Annotated in this window: 19 protein-coding genes; 7 read left to right on the top strand and 12 right to left on the bottom strand. The window is 60.8% G+C overall.

Translation table 11 applies throughout. From position 1 onward, the window contains the following. Positions 1 to 7 precede the first annotated feature (7 nt). The 4 genes from LOX95_RS00175 to LOX95_RS00160 all read right to left on the bottom strand — a co-directional run bounded on the left by LOX95_RS00175 (position 8) and on the right by LOX95_RS00160 (position 3,401). The gene (locus LOX95_RS00175; protein WP_242912273.1) at positions 8 to 496 is read right to left on the bottom strand and encodes a hypothetical protein; all 489 of its coding nucleotides are present in this window, start codon (positions 494 to 496) and stop codon (positions 8 to 10) included. Positions 497 to 577: 81 nt separating this feature from the next. Continuing rightward, positions 578 to 811 (bottom strand): ribonuclease, encoded by a 234-nt coding sequence (locus LOX95_RS00170; protein ID WP_242912272.1) that lies wholly within the window; start codon positions 809 to 811, stop codon positions 578 to 580. A gap of 124 nt (positions 812 to 935) precedes the next feature. Beyond that, positions 936 to 1,982, bottom strand: a complete 1,047-nt coding sequence (locus LOX95_RS00165) for a 1,9-bis(guanidino)-5-aza-nonane synthase (protein WP_242912271.1) — start codon at positions 1,980 to 1,982, stop codon at positions 936 to 938. Positions 1,983 to 2,138: 156 nt separating this feature from the next. After that, positions 2,139 to 3,401: a type III PLP-dependent enzyme gene (locus LOX95_RS00160; RefSeq protein WP_242912270.1), complete on the bottom strand. Its 1,263-nt coding sequence runs from the start codon at positions 3,399 to 3,401 to the stop codon at positions 2,139 to 2,141. Positions 3,402 to 3,696: 295 nt separating this feature from the next. Here LOX95_RS00160 and phnC point away from each other — a divergent pair, with 295 nt between their 5' ends. The 4 genes from phnC to LOX95_RS00140 all read left to right on the top strand — a co-directional run bounded on the left by phnC (position 3,697) and on the right by LOX95_RS00140 (position 7,469). Beyond that, positions 3,697 to 4,491, top strand: coding sequence for a phosphonate ABC transporter ATP-binding protein (gene phnC / locus LOX95_RS00155; RefSeq protein ID WP_242912269.1), 795 nt, complete (start codon positions 3,697 to 3,699; stop codon positions 4,489 to 4,491). Then, entirely contained in the window at positions 4,488 to 5,492 is a 1,005-nt protein-coding gene (gene phnD / locus LOX95_RS00150) for a phosphate/phosphite/phosphonate ABC transporter substrate-binding protein (protein ID WP_242912268.1), read from the top strand. The genes phnC and phnD overlap by 4 nt, the downstream gene beginning before the upstream one ends. Then, positions 5,489 to 6,301, top strand: a complete 813-nt coding sequence (gene phnE / locus LOX95_RS00145) for a phosphonate ABC transporter, permease protein PhnE (RefSeq protein WP_242912267.1) — start codon at positions 5,489 to 5,491, stop codon at positions 6,299 to 6,301. The genes phnD and phnE overlap by 4 nt, the downstream gene beginning before the upstream one ends. A 97-nt stretch (positions 6,302 to 6,398) precedes the next feature. Beyond that, positions 6,399 to 7,469, top strand: a complete 1,071-nt coding sequence (locus LOX95_RS00140) for a substrate-binding domain-containing protein (protein ID WP_242913078.1) — start codon at positions 6,399 to 6,401, stop codon at positions 7,467 to 7,469. Between the two features lie 60 nt (positions 7,470 to 7,529). Here LOX95_RS00140 and LOX95_RS00135 read toward each other — a convergent pair whose 3' ends face one another. After that, entirely contained in the window at positions 7,530 to 8,615 is a 1,086-nt protein-coding gene (locus tag LOX95_RS00135) for a glycosyltransferase family 4 protein (RefSeq protein WP_242912266.1), read from the bottom strand. A gap of 224 nt (positions 8,616 to 8,839) precedes the next feature. Between LOX95_RS00135 and putA the strand changes: the two genes are divergently transcribed. Continuing rightward, positions 8,840 to 11,953: a bifunctional proline dehydrogenase/L-glutamate gamma-semialdehyde dehydrogenase PutA gene (putA, locus tag LOX95_RS00130; RefSeq protein WP_242912265.1), complete on the top strand. Its 3,114-nt coding sequence runs from the start codon at positions 8,840 to 8,842 to the stop codon at positions 11,951 to 11,953. Here putA and LOX95_RS00125 read toward each other — a convergent pair whose 3' ends face one another. The 7 genes from LOX95_RS00125 to LOX95_RS00095 form a co-directional block, all read right to left on the bottom strand. After that, the gene (locus LOX95_RS00125) at positions 11,954 to 13,138 is read right to left on the bottom strand and encodes a hypothetical protein (RefSeq protein ID WP_242912264.1); all 1,185 of its coding nucleotides are present in this window, start codon (positions 13,136 to 13,138) and stop codon (positions 11,954 to 11,956) included. 2 nt (positions 13,139 to 13,140) lie between these two features. After that, on the bottom strand, positions 13,141 to 14,262 hold the full coding sequence (locus LOX95_RS00120; protein WP_242912263.1) for a glycosyltransferase: 1,122 nt from the start codon (positions 14,260 to 14,262) through the stop codon (positions 13,141 to 13,143). Positions 14,263 to 14,295: 33 nt separating this feature from the next. Further along, a complete protein-coding gene (locus LOX95_RS00115; protein WP_242912262.1) occupies positions 14,296 to 15,498 on the bottom strand; it encodes an AGE family epimerase/isomerase in 1,203 nt (400 codons plus the stop codon). 117 nt (positions 15,499 to 15,615) lie between these two features. Then, positions 15,616 to 16,338, bottom strand: a complete 723-nt coding sequence (locus tag LOX95_RS00110; protein ID WP_242912261.1) for a sugar phosphate nucleotidyltransferase — start codon at positions 16,336 to 16,338, stop codon at positions 15,616 to 15,618. Between the two features lie 13 nt (positions 16,339 to 16,351). Next, positions 16,352 to 17,410, bottom strand: coding sequence for a GHMP family kinase ATP-binding protein (locus tag LOX95_RS00105; RefSeq protein WP_242912260.1), 1,059 nt, complete (start codon positions 17,408 to 17,410; stop codon positions 16,352 to 16,354). Between the two features lie 2 nt (positions 17,411 to 17,412). Then, positions 17,413 to 18,309 (bottom strand): WcbI family polysaccharide biosynthesis putative acetyltransferase, encoded by an 897-nt coding sequence (locus LOX95_RS00100; RefSeq protein ID WP_242912259.1) that lies wholly within the window; start codon positions 18,307 to 18,309, stop codon positions 17,413 to 17,415. Between the two features lie 5 nt (positions 18,310 to 18,314). After that, the gene (locus tag LOX95_RS00095) at positions 18,315 to 18,926 is read right to left on the bottom strand and encodes a class I SAM-dependent methyltransferase (protein WP_242912258.1); all 612 of its coding nucleotides are present in this window, start codon (positions 18,924 to 18,926) and stop codon (positions 18,315 to 18,317) included. A 221-nt stretch (positions 18,927 to 19,147) separates the two neighbouring features. Between LOX95_RS00095 and LOX95_RS00090 the strand changes: the two genes are divergently transcribed. Together LOX95_RS00090 and LOX95_RS00085 are read left to right on the top strand one after the other, a co-directional pair. Next, the gene (locus LOX95_RS00090; RefSeq protein ID WP_242912257.1) at positions 19,148 to 20,329 is read left to right on the top strand and encodes a glycosyltransferase; all 1,182 of its coding nucleotides are present in this window, start codon (positions 19,148 to 19,150) and stop codon (positions 20,327 to 20,329) included. Then, entirely contained in the window at positions 20,326 to 21,147 is an 822-nt protein-coding gene (locus LOX95_RS00085; protein WP_242912256.1) for a hypothetical protein, read from the top strand. Before LOX95_RS00090 ends, LOX95_RS00085 begins: the two co-directional genes overlap by 4 nt.

Raw genomic sequence — 21,147 nt, 5'->3', positions numbered from 1 at the left:
GCGGCCCTTAGCGGCCCGACTTCCACGTCAACTGAACGGAGGTGGCACCGGCTTCATCCGGCGAGGCCACGACCTGCACCTCGGCACCCTCGTTATTCAGGGCAGCAAAAGCGCGGGCATTGCCCTGATTCATCGACATCACAGGCTTCAGCCCGGCATCCCCGGCAAGTTTGCGATAATGGGCGACCACTTCGTCCGGCGTCGCCGGAGTAACAAACTCTGCCAGACCACCGGGGCCATCAGCGCCATTGGCTTGAACCACAGGCTGGCTCAGTTCGGCTTCGGGATACAGGGTTGCAAACTTCGGAGCGCCGCTCGCCAGCGGCGTACCGGAAGTCGAAGACGCGCCGCCCTGAGAACCGGCAGGAGCGATATCAACCGCTTCGCCAGCGACCACTTCGTCGGCAGGTGCAGCGACCGTTCCGGACGACCCGTCACAGGCCACCAGACCAATGCCGGCTACGGCGGTCAGCAGTAAATTTCCAAAGGGCTTCATCTACCTATCAGGTCCCAAGCCTTAGATTAGAGTCCATCACTGAACCATCGAGGCGTCATCAGCAAGGCGCGTTTGGGTCATTCACGACACATCCTTGTCGGGCTGTGACTTCTCGTCCTCTGCCCGGGTTTTGTCTTTGGCCAGCTGGCGACCTTTTTCGGCGAGATCGGCGTTAACAGCATCCGTATCCGGATCATTGTCCGAGCCGGATGCCGATCCCCCCCGAAGCGAACCGGCGCGGGTATCGGAGCCGGAATCCGTACCTTCCAATGCGCGTTTCAAGCGCTCTTCGCGGGTCTTTTCGTCTTCGCCCATAGCTTATCCTCATCTCAAGGGTCGTTGGAAAACAACGCTCCTGCACGGCGAGCGTTGCGCGCGCACGAAAAAGCCCCGGCAGATCGCTCTGCCGGGGCTTTCATTTCATGCGCTATGGCTGGGCTTATTTGCCGAACAGCTTGGCGAACTGGCGAGCGTCGCGGGTCTTCCAGGCACCGCGGTGGTAAGCGTCCGAAGCGATCAGCGGAACAACCGTGGTGGCTTCAGCGAAGACCATTTGTTCGTAGGTGGTCGAAACCTTACCCCACGAAGCGGCTTCCTTCAGGGTCGAGGACGAGCAAGCGCCGTCACGGACGTCAGCCACGGTGATCTGGATGGCGTACTTGTGCATGTCGGCTTCGACGCCGAGGATTTCAGCGCAGACGACGGTGTCTTGAGCGAAATTCTTCGGAACACCGCCGCCAACCATGAACAGGCCGGTGGTGCCAGCTTCGATCTTGATGTCGGTCAGTTCGCGGAAGTCGGCAACCGCGTCGATGCACATGTACGGCTTACCAGCAGCAGCACGTTCCTTCTGGTGCTTGACCAGACCGAAGCCAGCCGACGAGTCGACGAAGGCCGGGCAGAAGATCGGCACGCCCTTTTCATAGGCGGTCTGGATCAGCGAGCCCGGCTTCTTGGCGTTGCCTTCCGACAGCCACTTGCCCATTTCCCAGATGAATTCGCGCGACGAATACGGGCGCGGCTCGAGGCTGTTGGCGATCTCGAGGATGGTGTGGTCGCAAGCTTGCAGCTCTTCTTCATCGATGTAGGTATCGTAGATACGGTCGATGTAGTTTTCGCGCAGGACGTTGTCGTCGATCTGGCTGTCGGCTTGGTAGTGCTTGAAGCCCAGAGCTTCGAAGAAGTCCATGTCGACGATCGAAGCGCCGGTGGCGACGACGGCGTCGATCATGTTGTTCTGAACCATGTCACGGTAAACGTGCATGCAGCCACCGGCCGAGGTCGAACCCGCGAGGATCAGCCACGGCGAGCAGGCCTTGTCTTCCAGAGCCATGTTGAAGATGTCGGCGGCGCGAGCGGTGTCGCGCGACGAGAACGACATCTTGCGCATCGAGTCGATGATCGGACGGGCGTCGTACGATGCGATGTCTACGTGCTCGACGGTATTGTTGAGCAGCTGAGCCTTCATGTTCGACTGAGCGGTCATTTCAGCGGTTTCCCTAAAGATTTGAGCGCCCGTCAAAAACTGAAACAGCGACCCGGACGGAGCGACGGGCCGCTATCTATACAAACGCCCTATGACGTTTTTGGCGCCATGGAGTGTTTTTTGGACCAGCCCCGAAGGGGCCGGTCCGGAAAGAGGTTATTTGCGACGTTTGCGCTGGCCAGCCTTGCCCTTGGGGCGCGACAGGCGAACCACTTTGCGCGAGTTTTCCTCGGCGGTGGTGCGTACGGTCGGGATCGAGCGCGGGGCCAGACCATAGAGCGAGGCCATCGGCGCGTCCTCGACGACAGCGATGTCGTGCGAGCCATAGCCGTTGAAGCCGGTCGACATGGCGACCCCATAGGCACCCATCATGCCGATCTCGATGAAGTCACCTTCACGGATATCGGCCGGGAGCCAGAACGGACCCGGCATGTGATCGATGCTGTCGCAGGTCGGACCATAGAAGCGGAAAGGCTTCAGCTCCGACGCGGATTCGCCGTCACGAACCAGTTTGGTCGGGAACGGCCAACGCGAGTGGGTGGCATCAAACAGCGAACCGTACGAACCGTCGTTCAGGTACAGGGCATCGCCCTTGCGCAGATCGACGCGGCACAGGATCGACGAGCTTTCGGCCACGATTGCGCGGCCCGGCTCGCACCACAGTTCCGTGGTTTCCGACACCGGCATCTCGGCAAAGCCGCGGTGGATGGCATCGGCGTATTCGTTCAGGTCCGGCGGGACCATGCCCGGATAGACCGAGGGGAAGCCGCCGCCGACATCGACGATGTCCACAAACACGCCAGCCTTCTTGATGGCGCGACCGACCTGGGTCATCGCGGCCTCATAGGCGGACGGACGCATGCACTGCGAACCGACGTGGAAGCTGACGCCCATCAGGCCGTCTTTAACAGCCTGACGCGTGGCCAACAGCAGAGCAGGGGCCTGATCCGGCGACACACCGAACTTGCCCGACAGCGAATAGGCAGCGCCATCCGCCGACACGCCCATACGTACAACCAGATTAAGGTCGGCAGCATGGTTGGTGACGTCGAGGATCTTGTTCAGCTCGTCATGGCTGTCCAGCACGAAGGTGCGGACATTATGATCGTAGTAGGCCGACTTGATCGCGCCACGGCTCTTGACCGGATGCATGAAAGCCAGACGCGCGTCTTTGCTAACCGAACGAACCAGTTCGATTTCAGCCACAGAGGCGACATCAAACGCATTCACGCCGTTCGCGACGAGAGTCTCGATAACCCATGGCGAAGGGTTCGCCTTCACTGCATAGAAGACGTCGGCTTTTAGATTATTCTGGAACCAGCGCGCTGCTACGGAAACCGAGGCCGGTCGCACGAGTGCGACTGGACGCTCAGGGGACCGCTCACGGACCAGGTCCAGGGGAAGTTGGTACGTGCGCAATTCACGTAACCCCCTGTTAGTTGTTAAACCCAGACCGGCGTTAGCGGCGCAAGTGAGGACCTACGGGGTCCGCCGGAACGCGCGATATGGGATTATTGGGACTGAATGTAAAGAGGTAATTTTGGGGCGCTCCCGCAGGAGTTACGCACAGTTAATGTGTGTTTTTGCGTATGCGACGGATGTCGGAAGTGCCGCAGGCTGGACGAAATCGACCTAGGCGTGTCATTAAGACTTGCCCTTGCGCCATTCTCGCGTCATGCGGCGCCCCCTTTGTTGCAACCTCATCCACGGGTTCATGAGTTCTTCATCATCCGCCGTTGCGTCGGTACGCGACGTCTCGAAGACCTACGGGGCCAGAAAGGCGCTCGACGGCGTGACCGTCGAGGTCGGCGCCGGTGAAATGGTCGCCCTTATTGGTCCTTCGGGTTCGGGCAAGTCCACCTTGCTCCGTTCGATCACGGGTCTTCACCCGATTGATCCGGGCGGAACGATCACTGTCTTTGGCGACGTCGTCCAGCAAAATGGTCGCGTCACTAAAAACGTGCGTCGTTCGCGTCGACGCTTGGGCATGATCTTCCAGCAGTTCAACCTGGTCGGTCGTTTGAGCCTGTTCTCGAACGTTATGATCGGTTCGGTAGGTCGCTTGCCGACCTGGCGTGGCTATTTCGGCGTCTGGCCTAAGGCTGACAAAGAAAGGGCCATGGCTGCGCTGCACCGCGTCGGCGTGTCCGACTACGCCGCCCAGCGTGCTAACACCCTGTCGGGTGGCCAGCAGCAGCGCGGCGCGATCGCACGCGTTCTGCTACAAGGTGCCAAAGCCATTCTCGCGGACGAGCCTGTCGCTTCGCTGGACCCTGTTTCCGCCCGCAAGGTGATGGAGCTGCTGGTCGAGCTGAACAAGCGCGATGGTCTCGGCGTGATTGTGACCCTTCACCAGGTTGATTACGCCATTCGCTACTGCGACCGCGTTATCGCCCTGCAAAAGGGAAAGGTCGTTTACGATGGCCCGGCAACGGGACTGGATACACAGCGCCTGATTGAAATTTACGGTCCCGAATACGAGGACGCGTTCTGGGAGGCTACGGCATGACCCAATATCGTTTTTCACGTCGCGCACTAGGTCTTGTGGCCGGTGCCGTGATGGCTCTGGGCCTCGCTTCGTGCGGCTCGGGCGACAAGGCGGCCAAGGGCGGCGCTGGTGAAATCCAGTTCGCCATCCTGCCGGCTGAAGGCCAGTCCTCTTCGGGCCCTCTGTGGCAACCGCTGCTGGATGATCTGTCCAAGGCCACTGGCGTTCCGGTGAAGCCGTACTTCGCATCGAACTACACCGTTCTGGTCGAAGCCATGCGTGGCAACCAGATCCAGGCAGCGTGGTTCCCGGCCAAGACGGCGATTGAAGCCATCGACCGCTCGAACGGCGAAGTGGTGGCCCGCATCGTCGATCCGGAAGGCCGTGACAGCTATTCCTCGACCCTGATCGTCAAAAAGGGTTCGGGCATTACGCTTGATGACGTGCTGGCTTGCGGCAAGAAGTACGACTTCGGCATCGGTGATGCGCTGTCGACCTCGGGCACGCTGGCTCCGCTGACCTTCCTGTTCAACCCCAAGGGTGTTGTTCCGGAGCAGTGCTTCAAGACTGTGCGCGCCGCTAATCACCAGGCAAACTCGTTTGCTGTGGCTAACGGTCTGGTGCAGGTCGCGACGTCGAACACGATCAACACCGTGTTCATCGCCCGCGAAAACCCGACCATCGCTTCGCAGCTCGAAGAAATCTGGCGTTCGCCCCCGATCCCGGAAGCGGGCATCGTCGTGCGTCAGGACATGGATCCGGCTGTCAAAGAAAAGCTGCGTACCTTCTTCCTGAACTACGGTCGTGGTGAAGGTGCCGAGGCCGAGCGTCAGCGCGAAATTCTCAAGGGCCTGAACTATTCGGGCTTCAACGCTGCCGACGAAACCTACCTGAACCCGGTTCGCGAAATGATCGCCGACCAGGCTCTGACGGACGCCAAGGCCAAGGGTGACACCGCCGGTGCTGCCAAGGCCGAGGCCGAGTTGAACCGCCTGCGTGCCCTGCGCGAGGTACAACCGTGACCGCACAACCCGTCACTTCGACGGCCATTCCCAAGCCTCCGGTAAAGTCGGCCGGCGCTTGGGCACTGGACGCCCTCATCTGGGGCGGCATGGCCGTACTTCTGCTCATCAGCTTCGATGCTGTTGATCTGGGCAACGTCTCGCGTCTGTTCACCAATTCGGCGAACATCAAAAGCTTTGCGGCGGACCTTCTGGATCCGAACTTCGCTGACTGGAAGCTGTTCGTTTCCAAGATGTGGGAAACGGTACAGATTGCGCTCTGGGGCACCTTCCTGGCTGTCTTCCTCGGCGTGCCGATGGGCCTGGCCGCTGCGCGCAACATCGCTCCGGTATGGGTCGTTCAGCCGGTTCGCTGGATCATGAATGCCCTGCGTTCGATCCCCGATCTGGTCATCGGTCTGCTGTTCGTCGTGGCTGTGGGCCTTGGCCCGCTCGCCGGTGTTCTGGCGATTGCGCTGAACACGGCCGGCGTTTTGGCCAAGCTGTTCTCCGAAGCCGTCGAGTCGATCGACAAGGGTCCGGTTGAAGGCGTCCGCGCCACCGGTGCCTCGAAGCTGCACGAGATCATTTGGGGCGTTATTCCTCAGGTGGCTCCGCTGTGGACCTCGTTCGCACTCTACCGCTTTGAATCGAACGCCCGTTCGGCCACCGTTCTGGGCCTCATCGGCGCAGGCGGTATCGGTCAGGTGCTGTTCGACCGCATGAATGCCTTCGCCTTCAGCGACGTTTCGGCAGTGGTTATCGTGGTCGTTGTGGCCGTGACCCTGATCGACATGTTGTCGCAGGCTATGCGTAAGCGCCTTCTGTAACGGCGCAACGTTTAGACAGACTGTCATAAAAGGTCTGGCCGGACCGTCACAAATCATCTCTATGCGCATCATAGATGATGATCTGAGAGGTCCGGCCATGTCCGTCCTACCCAATCGCCTTTTCAAGATTTCGGTTTGCGCCGCTGCCCTTATGGCGCTCGCAGGCTGCGGCGATGGAGGCCCTAACCAGAAAGCCCGTGCAGGTGTGTGGGCCGCGGGCTCTTCGACTGTTTTCCCCTTTGTGACCCGCGTGGCCGAGAACTTCGGCCGGGCCAATCCGGGCGGTGCCCAACCGCGCGTCGAGGCCTTGGGCACTGGCGGCGGTATTCAGGCCTTTTGCGCCGGTATCGGGCCGTCCACTCCCGACATTGCCAACGCTTCGCGCCAGATGAAGCAGAGCGAGTTTGATCGCTGCGCTGCCAATGGCGTGACCGATATTATCGAACTCAAGATCGGCTACGACGGCATTGTTGTCGCCACGGCCCGTAATGGTTCGGCATTCGATCTGAAGCTGGAAGATCTGTACAAGGCCCTCGGCAAACACGTCCCTGGCGCGGACGGCAAGTTCACGCAGAACACGGTGACCAGCTGGAACCAGGTCAATCCCGCCCTTCCGGCCCAGCGCATTCAGGTTTACGGCCCACCGCCGACCTCCGGCACGCGTGACGCCTTCCTTGAACTGGGTATGGCTCCGGGTGGCGCAAAGCTGCCTGCGGTGGCTGCCATCAAGGACGACAAGGAAAAGTTCGAGTCCATCACCCACACCCTGCGTGAAGACGGCAAATGGATCGACTCTGGCGAGAACGATAACGCCATCGTCCAGACCCTGACCCGCACGCCGGGTTCGCTCGGCGTCTTCGGCTTCTCCTTCCTTGAGCAGAACATGGACACGGTGAAAGCCGAGACCATCGATGGCGTCCCCCCGTCGATCGACGCCATTGCCGACGGCTCCTATCCGCTGGCCCGCTCGCTCTATATCTATGTGAAGAAGCAGCACATCGGGGTGATCCCCGGCCTGAAGGAGTTCGTGCTGGAGTTCATGTCCGAAGGTGCCGCTGGTCGCGGCGGCTATCTGCAAGACCGCGGTCTGGTGCCGATGAGTGCCGAGGCTCTGGCCGCCGAGCGTGCCAAGGCCACAGCCCTGACGTCGATGACGCGACCGAACTAAAGGTCACCGCGTTCAGCAAGAAAAACGCCCCGTCGATCCATCGGCGGGGCGTTGCTCTTATCAGGCTGCCTGTTTGCGGCGCAGACGGGCGATGCGGCGCAACCGCCGCCAGAAGCGGCCGCGCTGGGGCTCTGGATAGGGTTGCAGGTTCTCGATGAACTGCTCGGCCGAGGCGCGCCAGCTGAACTTCTCGGCATAGGCGCGCACAGCCTTGCGGTCGATTTCCAGGCATTCAAGGCAAGCCGTGCGCAGATCATCGTTGATTACGCCCGCGCCGGAGTTCGGAATAATGTCGATGGGGCCATGGGCCGGGTAGGCGGCAACTGGCGTGCCGGTCGCCATGGCTTCCAAAATTACCAGACCAAAGGTGTCGGTCCAGCTCGGGAAGACGAAGACATCGGCATCGGCAAAGCAGCGGGCCAGATCGTCGCCGAACTTGGCACCGAGGAATTTGGCGTCCGGATATTTCTCTTCCAGCTCGGCGCGGGCAGGGCCGTCGCCGACGATGATCTTCGTACCGGGCAGGTCCTGTTCGAGGAAGGCCTCGATGTTTTTTTCGACGGCCACACGGCCCACGTTCAGGAAGAAGGGGCGCGGCCAGTCCTTGCCGCCCAGTTCCTCGAAGATCGGCTTGAGGTCCGGATTGAAGACTTCAGTGTCCACACCTCGCGTCCATGGCGAGACATTGCGGAAGCCATGCTCGGTCAGCTCGTCACGCAAGGTAGGCGTGGCCACCATCAGACGGCCTGAAGGCTTGTGGAACCACTTCATATAGGCGTAGCCGACCTGAACCGGGATCGGGAAACGCGCCGAAACATATTCAGGGAATTTGGTGTGGTAGCTGGTCGTGAACGGCAGCTTCCATTCGATGCAGATGCGGCGGGTCGCGATGCCGAGCGGACCCTCGGTCGAAATGTGCACGGCTTCGGGCTCGAAGGCGCGCAGACGCTCGCGGATTTCCTCTTCAGCCCCGAGGGCGAGACGAATTTCCGGATAGGTCGGGCACGGAATTGTCTTGAACTGGCTGGGTTCGATGACCTCAACCTCGTGCCCCATAGCACGGCATTCCGCCACGGTGCGGGTAAGGGTTCGGACGACGCCGTTGACCTGGGGTTCCCAAGCGTCAGTGACCAGAACAATACGCATGAATTCGATTAGGCCTTTGAGCCGTTTCGTAAAGTCATGTGGTTTTATCCGTTTAGTGCGACGATAGCGAGACTAGATACCAACAACGCTGATCACGCACGCGCGATATCCCTGCAAGGCGTAAGGATTTAGATTCCAAATTGTATACGACCTGATTGCCTGAATATCGAAGCACATTCGGATCGGCTCTCGATATAGGCGAAAATTCACAGGAGTGGACTTATATGTCGAGTGACCTTCGCCACTGGGACAGTCTGGACAACCACAAATATCGCGGTGAACGCGAGACGGTCTCTGATCTGCTGTCGCGACTGCCGCTGGATGCGGGCGAGCGCGCCAGGGTTCTGGCCGAAGCGACCGAGCTGGTCGAACACGCCCGCAAGAGCCAGAAGAAGCAGGGCGTCGTCGAAAGCTTCCTGCAGCAGTATTCTCTGGGCACCCAGGAGGGTCTGGCGCTGATGACGCTGGCCGAGGCGCTGCTGCGCACGCCCGACAGCCTGACCCGCGACAAGCTGATCTCGGAAAAGATCGGCTCGGCCGAGTGGGCTAACCACGTCGGCAAGTCGGACAGCACGCTGGTGAACTTCTCCAGCTTCGGTCTGATGATTGCGGGCAAGCTGGTCGAGCCGGAAGACGAAGTGAAGCGCGACCTGCCGAACTTCATCAAGGGTATCGCGGCGCGTATCGGCGAGCCGGTCATCCGTCAGGCCGTGGCCACCGCCGTCAAGATCATGGGCGAGCAGTTCGTGGTCGGCCGCACCATCGAATCCGCCCTGAAGCGTTCCGACAAGGAAGGCTGGCTGTGCAGCTTCGACATGCTGGGTGAAGGCGCCCGCACGACAGCTGATGCCGAGCGCTATGAAAAGATCTACGCCGACGCCATCGAGGCTGTCGGCAAGACTGCCACGGGCCAAGGGCCGGAAGCCGGCCACGGTGTCTCGGTCAAGCTGTCGGCCCTGTCGCCGCGCTATCAGTCGGTTCAGGAAGATCGCGTCTGGGAAGAGCTCTACCCGCGCATCCTGCGACTGGCCGAAATCGCTGCCAAATACGACATCAACTATACGATTGATGCCGAAGAGGCCGACCGTCTCGCCTTGTCGCTGAAGCTGCTGGAGCGTCTGAGCACCGAGCCTTCGCTGGGCGACTGGAAGGGCCTCGGCCTCGCCGTTCAGGCCTATCAGAAGCGCACCTCGGAGACGATCCAGCGCCTGATCGACCTGTCCAAGTGCACGAACCGTCGCCTGATGGTGCGTCTGGTCAAAGGTGCCTACTGGGATACCGAGATCAAGCTGGCGCAGGTCAATGGCCGCCTTGATTATCCAGTCTTCACCACCAAACCTGCAACGGACCTGAACTATCTGGTCTGCGCGCGCATGATGATCGAGGCCGCGCCTCACATCTATTGCCAGTTCGCGACCCACAACGCCCACACGCTCGCCGCTGTGCGCCGCATGGCCCGTGACCGCAACACGGTCATCGAGCACCAGCGCCTGCACGGCATGGGCGAGGCTCTGTACGACGCCGCGCGCGACATGTGGTCGGACGAAAAGATCATCGTCCGCGCCTATGCGCCGGTCGGTGGCCATGAAGAGCTGCTGCCCTATCTGGTGCGGCGTCTGCTCGAAAACGGTGCCAACTCCTCCTTCGTCCACGCCCTGCTGGACGAGCGCGTTCCGGCTGCTGATGTGGCCGCCGATCCAATCACTGCCGTCGAGGCCCAGCCCGACCGCCATCCGAAGATCCCTGTGCCCATGAACATCTACGGTGACCGCCAGAACTCCCTCGGCCGCGACTATTCGACGGCAGAGGTCCGCGAAGCCCACGCTGCGGCGCTGAAGGCGCTGGACGCAGAGCAACTGGTGGCCGGTCCGATCATCGGCGGCAAGCTGCTGACGGGTGTCGAAGCCCGCGATGTGACCAATCCGTATGACCGCACACAGGTCGTGGGCAAAACTTCGGACGCGACGCCGGAACAGGTCGACGAAGCGGTCATGAAGGCCGCAGAAGCGCAAGTCTCTTGGGACAAGATGCTGGGTGCTGGCCGTGCGCCGATCCTGCGCGCTATGGCAGATGCCCTAGAAGCGGACATGGATCGCCTGGTGGCCCTGCTGTCGCGTGAAGCAGGCAAGACCCTGAACGACGGCGTCGCCGAAGTTCGCGAAGCCGCCGACTTCTGCCGCTACTATGCCATGCTGGCCGAGAAGGACTTTGGTGGTCGCCAGACCCTGAAGGGCCCGACGGGTGAAGTGAACCAACTGGTCCTGCATGGCCGTGGTGTCTTTGGGTGCATTAGCCCGTGGAACTTCCCCCTGGCCATCTTTACCGGCCAGATCGTAGCCGCTCTGGCTGCCGGCAACGCGGTCGTGGCCAAGCCTGCCGAGCAGACGCCGTTGATCGCCGCCGAAGCTGTGCGCCTGTATTATAAGGCGGGTCTGAACCCCGACCTTCTGGCTCTGGTTCCGGGGCGTGGCGAGACCGTGGGCGCTGCCCTGACCTCGCACCCGATGATCGACGGCGTGGCCTTCACCGGAGGCACCGATACCGCAAACGCTATCAACCGTGGTCTGGCCAACCGTCAGGGTGCCATCATCCCGTTCATCGCCGAAACCGGCGGTCTGAATGGCATGTTCGTGGACACCACGGCGCTGAAGGAACAGATCATCGACGACGTCATCCTGTCGGCCTTTGGTTCTGCCGGTCAGCGTTGCTCGGCGCTTCGTATCCTCTACGTGCCGCACGATGCGGCTGATGCCCTGATCGAGGGTCTGAAAGGCGCGCTGGCCGTTCAGGTCCTTGGCGACCCGACCGATCCCAAGACCGACATCGGTCCGGTGATCGATGCGGAGAGCCGCGAGAACCTCGAGAAGCACGTCGCGCGTCTGGAGAAGGCAGCCAAGATCATCGCGCGCGGTAATCTCGCTGCCGATGCGGCCAAGGGCGACATGTTCGCTCCGGTCATCGCCGAGATCCCGACGCCGGACTTCCTGGAGCGCGAAGTGTTCGGCCCGATCCTGCACGTCTATCGCTACGAACCGAAGGACCTGAAGAAGACCGCTGGTGCTCTGGCTGCCCGTGGCTTTGGCCTGACGCTGGGCGTTCACAGCCGTATCGACGCCTTCGCCGAAGAGGTGATGGCGCTGGTTCCGGCGGGCAACGTCTACGTCAACCGCTCGATCATCGGCGCAGTCGTCGGCGTCCAGCCGTTCGGCGGCGAAGGCTTGTCGGGCACCGGCCCGAAAGCCGGTGGTCCGAACAGCTTGATCCGCTTCGCTGCGGAAAAGGCCATCAGCATCAACATCGCCGCCCAAGGCGGTGATCCGGCGCTGCTGAACCTGTAATCAAGCGTAGAAGAAGCGAATGTCCTGTACCGCGATCCCACCTCGGGGCGCGGTGCAGGACAGGCTCACCAGCGACACGCTGGAGCCATCCTGAGGACGAACGGTCACCGTGCATGGTGCGCCGCCGACCTTGGGCAGTTCGACTGCGGCCTGACGTCCATCGGTTTGGCCGCGTAACGCCGCAAGAGCCTCGGGTGAAGCTTCGGTCACGGTTACAGCGATCGCCTTCACTGGCCGATCCGGATGCGGATTGAGCACAGTGGCAGCCGCTCCCATACGGCGCTGCTCGATCCGGTCTGCGCTCAGCCCCGCATCGCTCCATCCCCATCCCATATAGGGCGACAGCGTGCCCACCACGCCGACGGTCGTGTCGGCGGGCTCTTCACGCGCGGTATCGGAAATGAGGCGGCGCGCTTGTTCGCGAGCGTCGGCATCCTTGCCGATGAGCGACAGCAGATGAGCCGTCAGGTCTTCGATCAGGCGGTTCTGTCTCGCCACCTTGGCATTCAGCTTGGTTTCAAGCGCGAGGCTGGCATCTGCCAGTTTTCGTTCGGCTTCGGACAAACGGATGTCGGTAACGATTCCGCCGCCCATCAAGGTGTCAGCCGGAGCCAGAACGCTGCGCCAGATGCATTCCAGAGACGGCGCGTGCAGGATTTCAAATGACGCACCGCGGTCCGAGAAATCGCTGGCCTCGACGGGAAGGGTAAAGCGGAACGAGGCCCCGCCAGTGTCATCTGCGCCAGACAGTCGCGTCTCGACAGCGCGCAGCAGGGTACCGTTCACGCGTCCCATCATCATGGGCACCGTTACCCCATTGGCGCGGTTGCGTGCTGTGCCCACGATAAGGCCGTTACGGAACTGGACCGATACCTCGCTCAAGGTCCCTTGGCCCACAAGGCCTGCGACGACATCGGCACCATCGACGCGTATCGGGATCACAGCGTCTTGCCCATCCGCCCAACCGATGCGCACCTCGGCGGGAAACTCCACATGCGGAAAGCGCTCTACGGGCACCAGAATGCGGCTGTCTTCAGAGGAAAACTCGACGGGCGCACCGAGCGGCACGCCGCGCACAAAGGCCTGTAACCGTCCGCTCGTACCTGCGCCTTGCTGGACCAGTTGGATGGCACCAGCGGTAAACATTTCGAACGCGAGGGGCGAGGACGACAGGGAAGAAGTCATGTTTATTTGTAAGCCCTGATTGCTTTGGCCAAAGCGTCGTACTGGGTTTCGGTTAGCGAGGTATATTCGCGCCAGACCGCCCGCGAGGCTAGCGCCAGTTCATCGCGATAGGAACGGCTTTCACAATAGGCGTCCATTGCCGCGACCATGGCATCGGGATCGGAAAGACGGTGGCCTTCGTGGAGGGCAGGCAGGCCTGCAAAAGCCTGATCGGTGCCCATCACAGGACGACCGTGGGCCAGAGCTTCGATGGTTTTGATCTTCAGTCCGGTGCCTGCGGTCATGGGGTTCAGAACACAGTCGACCATGTCGTAAAAGTCGCTGACCTGATCGACCCGCCCAAGATTGATCGGGGACGTCCTGAGGTCAGGCACTTTACGAGACACCGAACCTGCCATGGCCCAGCGAGCGGTAGAGCCACGCTCGGCCAGAGCCTTATCCAGAGCACGCACCGATGCGACATTCCACGGATTGGCGCTGCCGAAATAGCCGAATACAGGCTGATCGGATTGCGGCCGGTCTAGGGCGGGCAGGGCGTTGATCAAGTGCCCGACAGTCATAACCCGCGAGGTGGTTCGGGCGGCAAGCGCAGCTTCTTCCTGATCCTGAATAGCCAGCACCAGATCGGCACGGTCCAGCCCGCGTTGTTCTTCGTCGACGGTGGTAAAGAACCAGGACGGTTCCAGTCCGGCCGCGGCGGCGATGCGGGCGCGGTCTCCGAACAGGTCGTGAGTGTCCAGAATGCGCAAGCTGTCGTGCACGCCCTCGAAGCAGCCGGAAAGCCAGACATAGTTGACGATGACCGCGGCATATTGATTGGCAGCGTTAAGGGCGCGCACGCGGCTGATGAGGGTGTCCGGACACCAGTCATCCAGTCCCCAGTGAGAGGCGAACGACTGTTGCTTGTGGGGCATCTGCGGCAGCAGATGCACGGCGTTCCATTGCGCCTGCATTGGGTGCAGGCTTTCGTCACGCAGGCCATCAAGTACGAAATACAGGACGTCGATCTCAATGCCGCGTCGCTGAAGCTGGGTCGCAAAGGCGTGAATGCGTGCCGAGTTCCCCTGATCCTGCGGATGGGTATAGGTCGGTGTAACGATCAGAATCCGTGGATTCTTTGCCAAATCGGCCCCCCTAGGGCGAGGCCTGCGGCGGCCTTACGAAGCGTATGCAGCGTCTTTAGCATGCCCGACGCGTTCTGCGACGGGGCGCAGGCTGTCGGCCTCAACCAGTGCACAGGTGATGTGGTAGAGGCTGCTGGCGCGGGTCGGCTCGTGGGCGGGCGTACCGTCCGGCCCCAGATGCTCCCACCATGCCCCTTCAATGGGGTGATCGAAGTAGCGGCGCAGCGCCACAAGGGCATCGCTGACCTCATCCAGCGCCGCATCACGCTCAGCTTCGCCGGCCAGTTTCACGAGGGAGGTTTTGGCTTTCAAGCGCTCAGTCTGTGGCCACAAACGATGGCGGGCGTCGCGCACCGACCTGTCCGGAGTAATAGTATTTACGGCCAACCCCTCTGCGCTCACGCCGTAGATCTCGCCGGTGTCGTAGATGTCGCGGGCGTGGGCTAGCAGCTCCGGTCGGCCCGCAATTCGGCCCCAGTCCATCAACAACCAGGCCCACTCGAACTGGTGACCCGGTTCGATACCGACATGCTCTTCGCTATCCAGCGGTGCCCAATCTGTCGAGAAATACTCGCGGACGGCCTTGCACCGGGGATCGATGAAGGTTTGCACGCACAGATCGGCCAACCGGTTCGCCATGTCGGACCAGTGCGGGTTGGACGATGACCGCGTCCACGCGATCGCGGCCTCGAGCAAATGCATGTGCGGGTTGGATTTCAGGACGGCCGGATCGTCCTGATAGCCCCGACCGTCCGGTGAGCGGCGCTGGGTGTCCAGAGCTTCGACCAAGGCCAGCGCCTTTTGCTCGAGCGCAGCGGCGCTGTCAGTCTGGACGCGAGCGGCAGCGGCCAGCGCGAACAGGGCGAAGGCGTAGTCATAGAGCGTGAAGCTGTCGTCGATAACCGATCCGTCTGCCGCCACACTGGCGACCAGACGGCCATCGGGCTGCATGCATTTGCCCAGCAGGAAATCGAGACCATGCTGGATGCGCTGGGCGCAGGGGCCGTCCCAGCCCAGATCGTGCGCTTTGGCAAAGACGTAGATCTGGCGGGCCACCAGTCGCGAACGGCGCGGGTCCAGCGGGATGGTGTCGTCGGGGTTCAGTCGCTCGAAGAAGCCGCCGTTGACCAAATCAGTGCCACGCGTGCTCCACAGCGGCAGGGCAGACCCGAACAACCACTGTTTGGTTGTTGCAAGTTCGCTGTTGAATCGTTCGCGTGCAACGGTGAGCGTCATAGGGGGCGTCGGGTGTTTCGAGTGGATGGGGGAAACGATGCCTAGTCTGAAAACTATGAAACAGAACCAGAATACTGGCCGCACTTACAAATTATTACGCCCAAAGTCCCTGTACGTCTAAGCTTTATGGGCGATTTGACCCATGAGCTCGGTCTGGGCGCGATCGAAATCTTCGATGACGCCGATATCGATGAAATAACAATCACGTGGAACGCCGGAGAGTTTCCCCTGTTCGGCAAGCGGAGGTAGGGTGACCTGTTCTAGTGATCCGTCTTCGGGCAGATGCTCTACAATGTCTTTCGAGAACAGATAGACGCCGCCGTTGATATATCCCGGACCGGACGCACTGCCTGAGCCGCCGAAGACGGTGACCTGCGAGCCCTGCGTCTGTACGGCACCGTAACGGCTGCGGTCCTCGACATGCCGCAGCGACAGGACCCCCATGGTATCGGCCGTCATGAGGGTATCGAGGTCGCGCAAGGATGCGTTCAGCCACGAGTCGCCGTTCAGCAGATAGAAATAGGCATCAAGGGCGTCGCGGGCATGCCAGATGGCACCGCCTGTTCCAACGCGACCGGGCTCAACCGCGACCTCGATGGTGACCTGCGGATGTTGGGCCATATATTCCGCAGCGAAGCGCTTGATCTGCTCGTTCTCGAAGGCGGCGAGCAGCAGGAACCGGTCCAGCTTCTCCTCACGCAGACGGTCGATCAGGAAGGCCAGAAACGGACGTCCCGCCACGGGTAGCAGCGGCTTGGGCGTCGATTTGGTCAACTCGCCCAGTCGCGAACCGATGCCGCCGCACAGGATTACGGCTTGGCGGATAGGGGGCATTGTCATCGCGTAACGAGGCTCAGGACAGGGCGCGCCACGAGGTGGCACCTTCAGGGGTAAATTTGCAGGGCAGCAACTGACCCTGTTGTTGGGCCAGCACCTGAACCAGCTTCTGGCGCTTGTGGGGTGGGCAGAGGAGCATCAAAAAGCCGCCGCCGCCTGCGCCCGACACCTTGCCGGCCATGGCACCGTTGTCCATGGCGAGCTCGAGGATGCGCTCGATTTCGGAGTTGCTGATCGCGCTGGAGGTCGCCTTCTTGGCTTCCCAGCCACGGCGCAGGGTCTCTGCTAGGCGGTCGATGCTGCACGTCAGCAAAGATTCCTTCATCGCCACAGCTTCGTCTTTGAGGCGTATCATTGCGTCCATCGACGATTTGTTCTGGTCGGTGATGTTCTTTTGCTGTGTCTCGATGATGTTGGCCGATTCACGGGCCTGGCCGGTGTAATAGAGCACCAACGAGGCTTCGAGCTCGTTGATCATCGCTTCGGGGACGCGCAGGGGATTAATGATCGCGCGACCCTCTGCCCCGAACTCCATGAAGTTGAAGCCACCGAAGGCGGCCGCATACTGGTCCTGCTTGCCGCCTGCGAGCAACAGGTCCTCGCGTTCGATCGAGAAGGCGAGGCGTGCAACATCATATTCACCCAGCGGCAGGCGCAGGTGGTTGCGATAGGCTTCGACTAGCGCAACGACCAGAGCCGACGAACCACCCATGCCCGAGCCGGACGGAACATCGACCGACGTGCGGACCGTAACGGGCAACGGCTGGCCGCCGTTAAAATCGCGCACGATACGGTTGTAGACGCCGCGATGCAGCAGCGCTTCCTTGCCCAGAGGCAGTTCTGCCAGACACTCGTGGTCGAAGGTCTCGCCATGTTCGAGAGCCACGAAGTGGACGCGGTCGTCCTTGCGTGGCTCCAGATAGGCGTACGCGTACAGAGACACAGTGGCGTTCATCACGAAGCCACCGTGCTCGTCACAGAACGGAGAAAGATCCGTACCACCCCCCGCGAAACCAAGTCGGAGCGGAGCGCGTGCGCGGACGGCGCTGGGGTGGGTCAGATCGAACCGGTTCAAGGTCAGTACCCTTGCATGAAGACGGCGTCCGCAGCTTCGGCGCTCTCGTATACCTTGTAGAAGGCCTCGACGAGTTCGGGGCCGGTGTAGGTTTTCAGCTCGCTGCTGGCCGAGTGCATATTGCCGTCAAATGTTAGATCGCGACCGACGATGGTGTCGAGCGGCGACGAGGGCGTGTTGTAAAGCTTTTGCACGAACGGCAGGATCGGCAGATCGATCTCGTTCAGGGTGTACGGATACCCTGCCAGCAAGGCCGGATCATAGGCTGGAACCTTGAGGTCGATACCGGCCACCTCGACCATGCGACGCAGGGCTTCTTGCAACACTTCATCGGTCGGGTGGTTCATCGAATAGAACATCTTCGTACGGGCGAAGTTGGCTTCGATGTAGTCCGACATACCGAAGTCGGAATCCTGCTCGCGGTTGCGCAGATTAGCGATTGAATCCCCGACGGGATCGGCCGGAACCAGCGGAGAAGGCTCGGGGCTGGTGAACGCTTCCCATGCCTGCGCCGGCGTAAGACCGTCCTTGTAAGACTGCTGGATTTGCAGGAAGTGATAGTCCGACAGCGGGCCCGTCACCTTGTTGCCGCTGTGGGCATAGACGTAGCGGACGCCCGGGAAATAGCCGTCGAAATAGATATTGGGCCAGATCACCACCTTCGAGCCCAGCGCCTCGCGCAGGACTGACGGACGCACGAACTCTGCCGGATAGTCCTCGTTCACGCGCTGCGAGAAGACGACGTCGGCAGAGTAGATCTTTTCCTTGACTTCGGGGGTGTTGAAACCACCCAGATCGAACACAGGGGGGACGACAATCAGCTCTGCATCAAGACGGAGGTAATGCGCGATCTGTGTCAGAGCCTGGGCCTGACAGTTGCCGATAAAAATAATCTTCATAAACGTTAGCCGACGGCCTTCATGGCAATACCTGCCTGACCGTTGTGGAAGTGGAAGGAATCATAGACTTCGATATCGGTGTAGCCGAGCGCAGCCAAGTCTTCGCGGGTGATGGTGCGGATATGGCCGTCGCTGCGCGGTTCCTTCTCGTCGATCGGGCAAGCCAGCACAACGTACTGACGGGCAATCACTTCTAGCTGGGCAATGAAGCTCTTCATGTCCGGGACATGCTCGATGGTGTGGCTGCAAACAACGATGTCGTAGCTGTTCGGTTCCAGATCGAAGATATCCATCTGGACGGCGCGGATGTCCTTGAATTCCTGACCGGCGATACGCGGCAGGTCAGGGTCCAGGTCCAGCCCCGTGACAGGGTCCAGCTTCAGCGACGTGAACGCCAGCGGGTGGTGCAAAAGACGCAGCAAAGCTGTGCCAATACCGGTGCGCGCACCGACATCTAGCAGGCTCAGTGTCAGGAAGCCTTTGATGCGGCGTGAGATGAAGGAAGAGATGTCGCCGTAAAAATGCAGCGATTGGCTGTCACATCGCAGTCGCAGAAGACGAGCATCGTCGAAATCCTCTTGCAAGGGCGAGAAGACGTTATCGATAGTAGGCAACATATCTCTGAATCCTATGCCGGAAGCCCGCATGCCATGCTCTGACGGGGCTCCGGATTTTTCCAATATGGTCCAAGTTTAATCATGGTCTATAGATGAACTCGAGGAGATCAAGTGTTCTTCCTCGACACGACGCCTTACCCTATGGATGTTGGATGCCGACCCTCGAATTCGTGACTCCGATACCCCCGATCATTACGGGGACGGCCTCCTATTTTGACCTCTTGATCCGTAATCTGGATACGTCGGTTCGGGATATCGTTGATATACGTATCGTTACGGATTCAAAGGCTTGGCAACGCGACGGGCACACTTCGCGCTTCCCTGACGAACTGCACGGCATCAAGGTGGTCGACTGGTCCGAGGTGGCTGACGACCCGGCAGCCGATACGACCCGCGTCTATTTTCTAGCCAACAACGACAAGCACGTTTTCGCCCATCGACTGCTCGCCAGACAGTCGGCGGAGGCTGTGGGGCGAATCATTTGCGTCCTGCACGACCCCTCGATGTTCATGGTTCACGAACACATGCTGCGAACGGGCGAGCCGGAATTTTCGCTGGAAGCGGTCTCGGGCGTGATGCGCTCGCAATTGGGACATTCGGCGTCTTCGGTGGTGCGCGGCTATGTGAACGGCTGGTTGCCGGAGGCGATACCGTTCGGCGTGCACTGCATGGGCAATGCTTTGGCAAAGGCGGACGAGATCTGGACCCACAGTGTTTATGGGGCCAACCGTGTCCTCTACGAAAACGACTTTTCGAACGCTCGCTGTCAGGCCATCCGCGTTTGCGCCCACCCGCGCGAAAAGCATGACCACGATCCTGCCGGTACGTCGCCGTCCAAGCGCACCGGCAACAGCTTCAACATCGGCGTGTTCGGTTGGGTCACTCCGCCCAAGCGGGTGGCGAGCGTCCTAAAGGGTGTCACACTGGCTCTGGATCGCATGAACGCTAAAGAGCGCGCACGCGTGAAGCTGCGCATTGTAGGCAAGCGCCCGCCGGTGCCGGACTATGATGTGGTTGAAATGGCCGAACGTCTGGGGCTGCGTGATCATGTCGAGTTCGTCGACTATCCGCCGCAAGACGAGTTCGAGCGCTATATCCGCGAATCCGATCTGATCTTTAACCTGAGATATCCGTCATGTGGCGAGACCAGCGGCACGCTGGTTTCGGCCCAGACCCATAACATCCGCGTTGTCGCCAGCCGCTATCAGGCCTTCCGCGAGGCCACCGGCATCTGGCGTTTTATCAATGTGGCTGAACCTTACGAGACGTGGGACATTGCTGACGCTGTCGTGGACGCCCTGCGCGAACCCGCGACGGCTGTAGAGACGGCTGTAGCGTCGGTGGCCCCCATTGAAACACTGCTAGCGCGACTGGTTCGCGCCGACTCCCAGGAGACCCTATGAAGGCGGCAAAGCGAAAGATCGCACGGTTCCGGAACAAGACGCTCAACTTCATCAAACAGGAGTTGGAAGCCCGTCGTCCGAAGGACCTGAATGGCCGCGTGCGCCAGTTGGAAGCCGGCTATGACGCCATCGCGCAAGATCTGGCGATCCTAAAGGCCGAGCAGCAGATGTCGGCGGTGCGCCAGCAAGCGCTGGTGGACTATTACGAGACCCGTATCGACCGAATCTATGCGCGCCTTTCGGCGCAAACGGCGGGCGTTGAAGGTCTGGGTATCCACATCGCGCAGGACGGTCCTGACGATGACGTCATTTTGGACGGGTTTAAAAAGGCGCTTCAGGTCAAGGGCGGCTACGCCAACATCCCGCTGCCGGGCGTCCTGAGCGACTATCTGGAACCCGGTACCATTCGCGGCCCGCTGACGCTTCAGGGGTTCAAAATCCGTCGCGGTATCGCGCAGGAGGCGGGCGACGGCGTGATCGTCAGCAAGCTGGATCGCGGTAGCCAGCAAACGGCGCTTTACGGCCCCTACAAGAAGCTTCTGCCGGGCGGTTACAGTTTGACACTGTTGGCCGAGAACGTTGCTGATAAGTCAGGCGCGAAGATGGATGCGGGCTTTGATGTCTATTGTCCGTCCGTCGACAAGAGCTTTGGCGAGGCCCGACTGCAATTGACGCCGGATGGTCGATACACGGCAACGGTGGTGTTCGACTGGCCTATGGAACTGGCCGGACATCAGGTCGAGCTGCGCGTGGTTCAGCGCTCGCACAAACCCTTCAAAATCATTGGCTTCGACATCCAGTCCAAGGATAGCAATTGA

This window comes from Brevundimonas pishanensis (assembly GCF_022750635.1).
In the GTDB taxonomy this organism is placed as follows: Bacteria; Pseudomonadota; Alphaproteobacteria; order Caulobacterales; family Caulobacteraceae; genus Brevundimonas; species Brevundimonas pishanensis.
The sequence above is the reverse complement of the archived record's forward strand: the minus strand, read 5'-3'. Positions and strand labels throughout refer to the sequence as shown.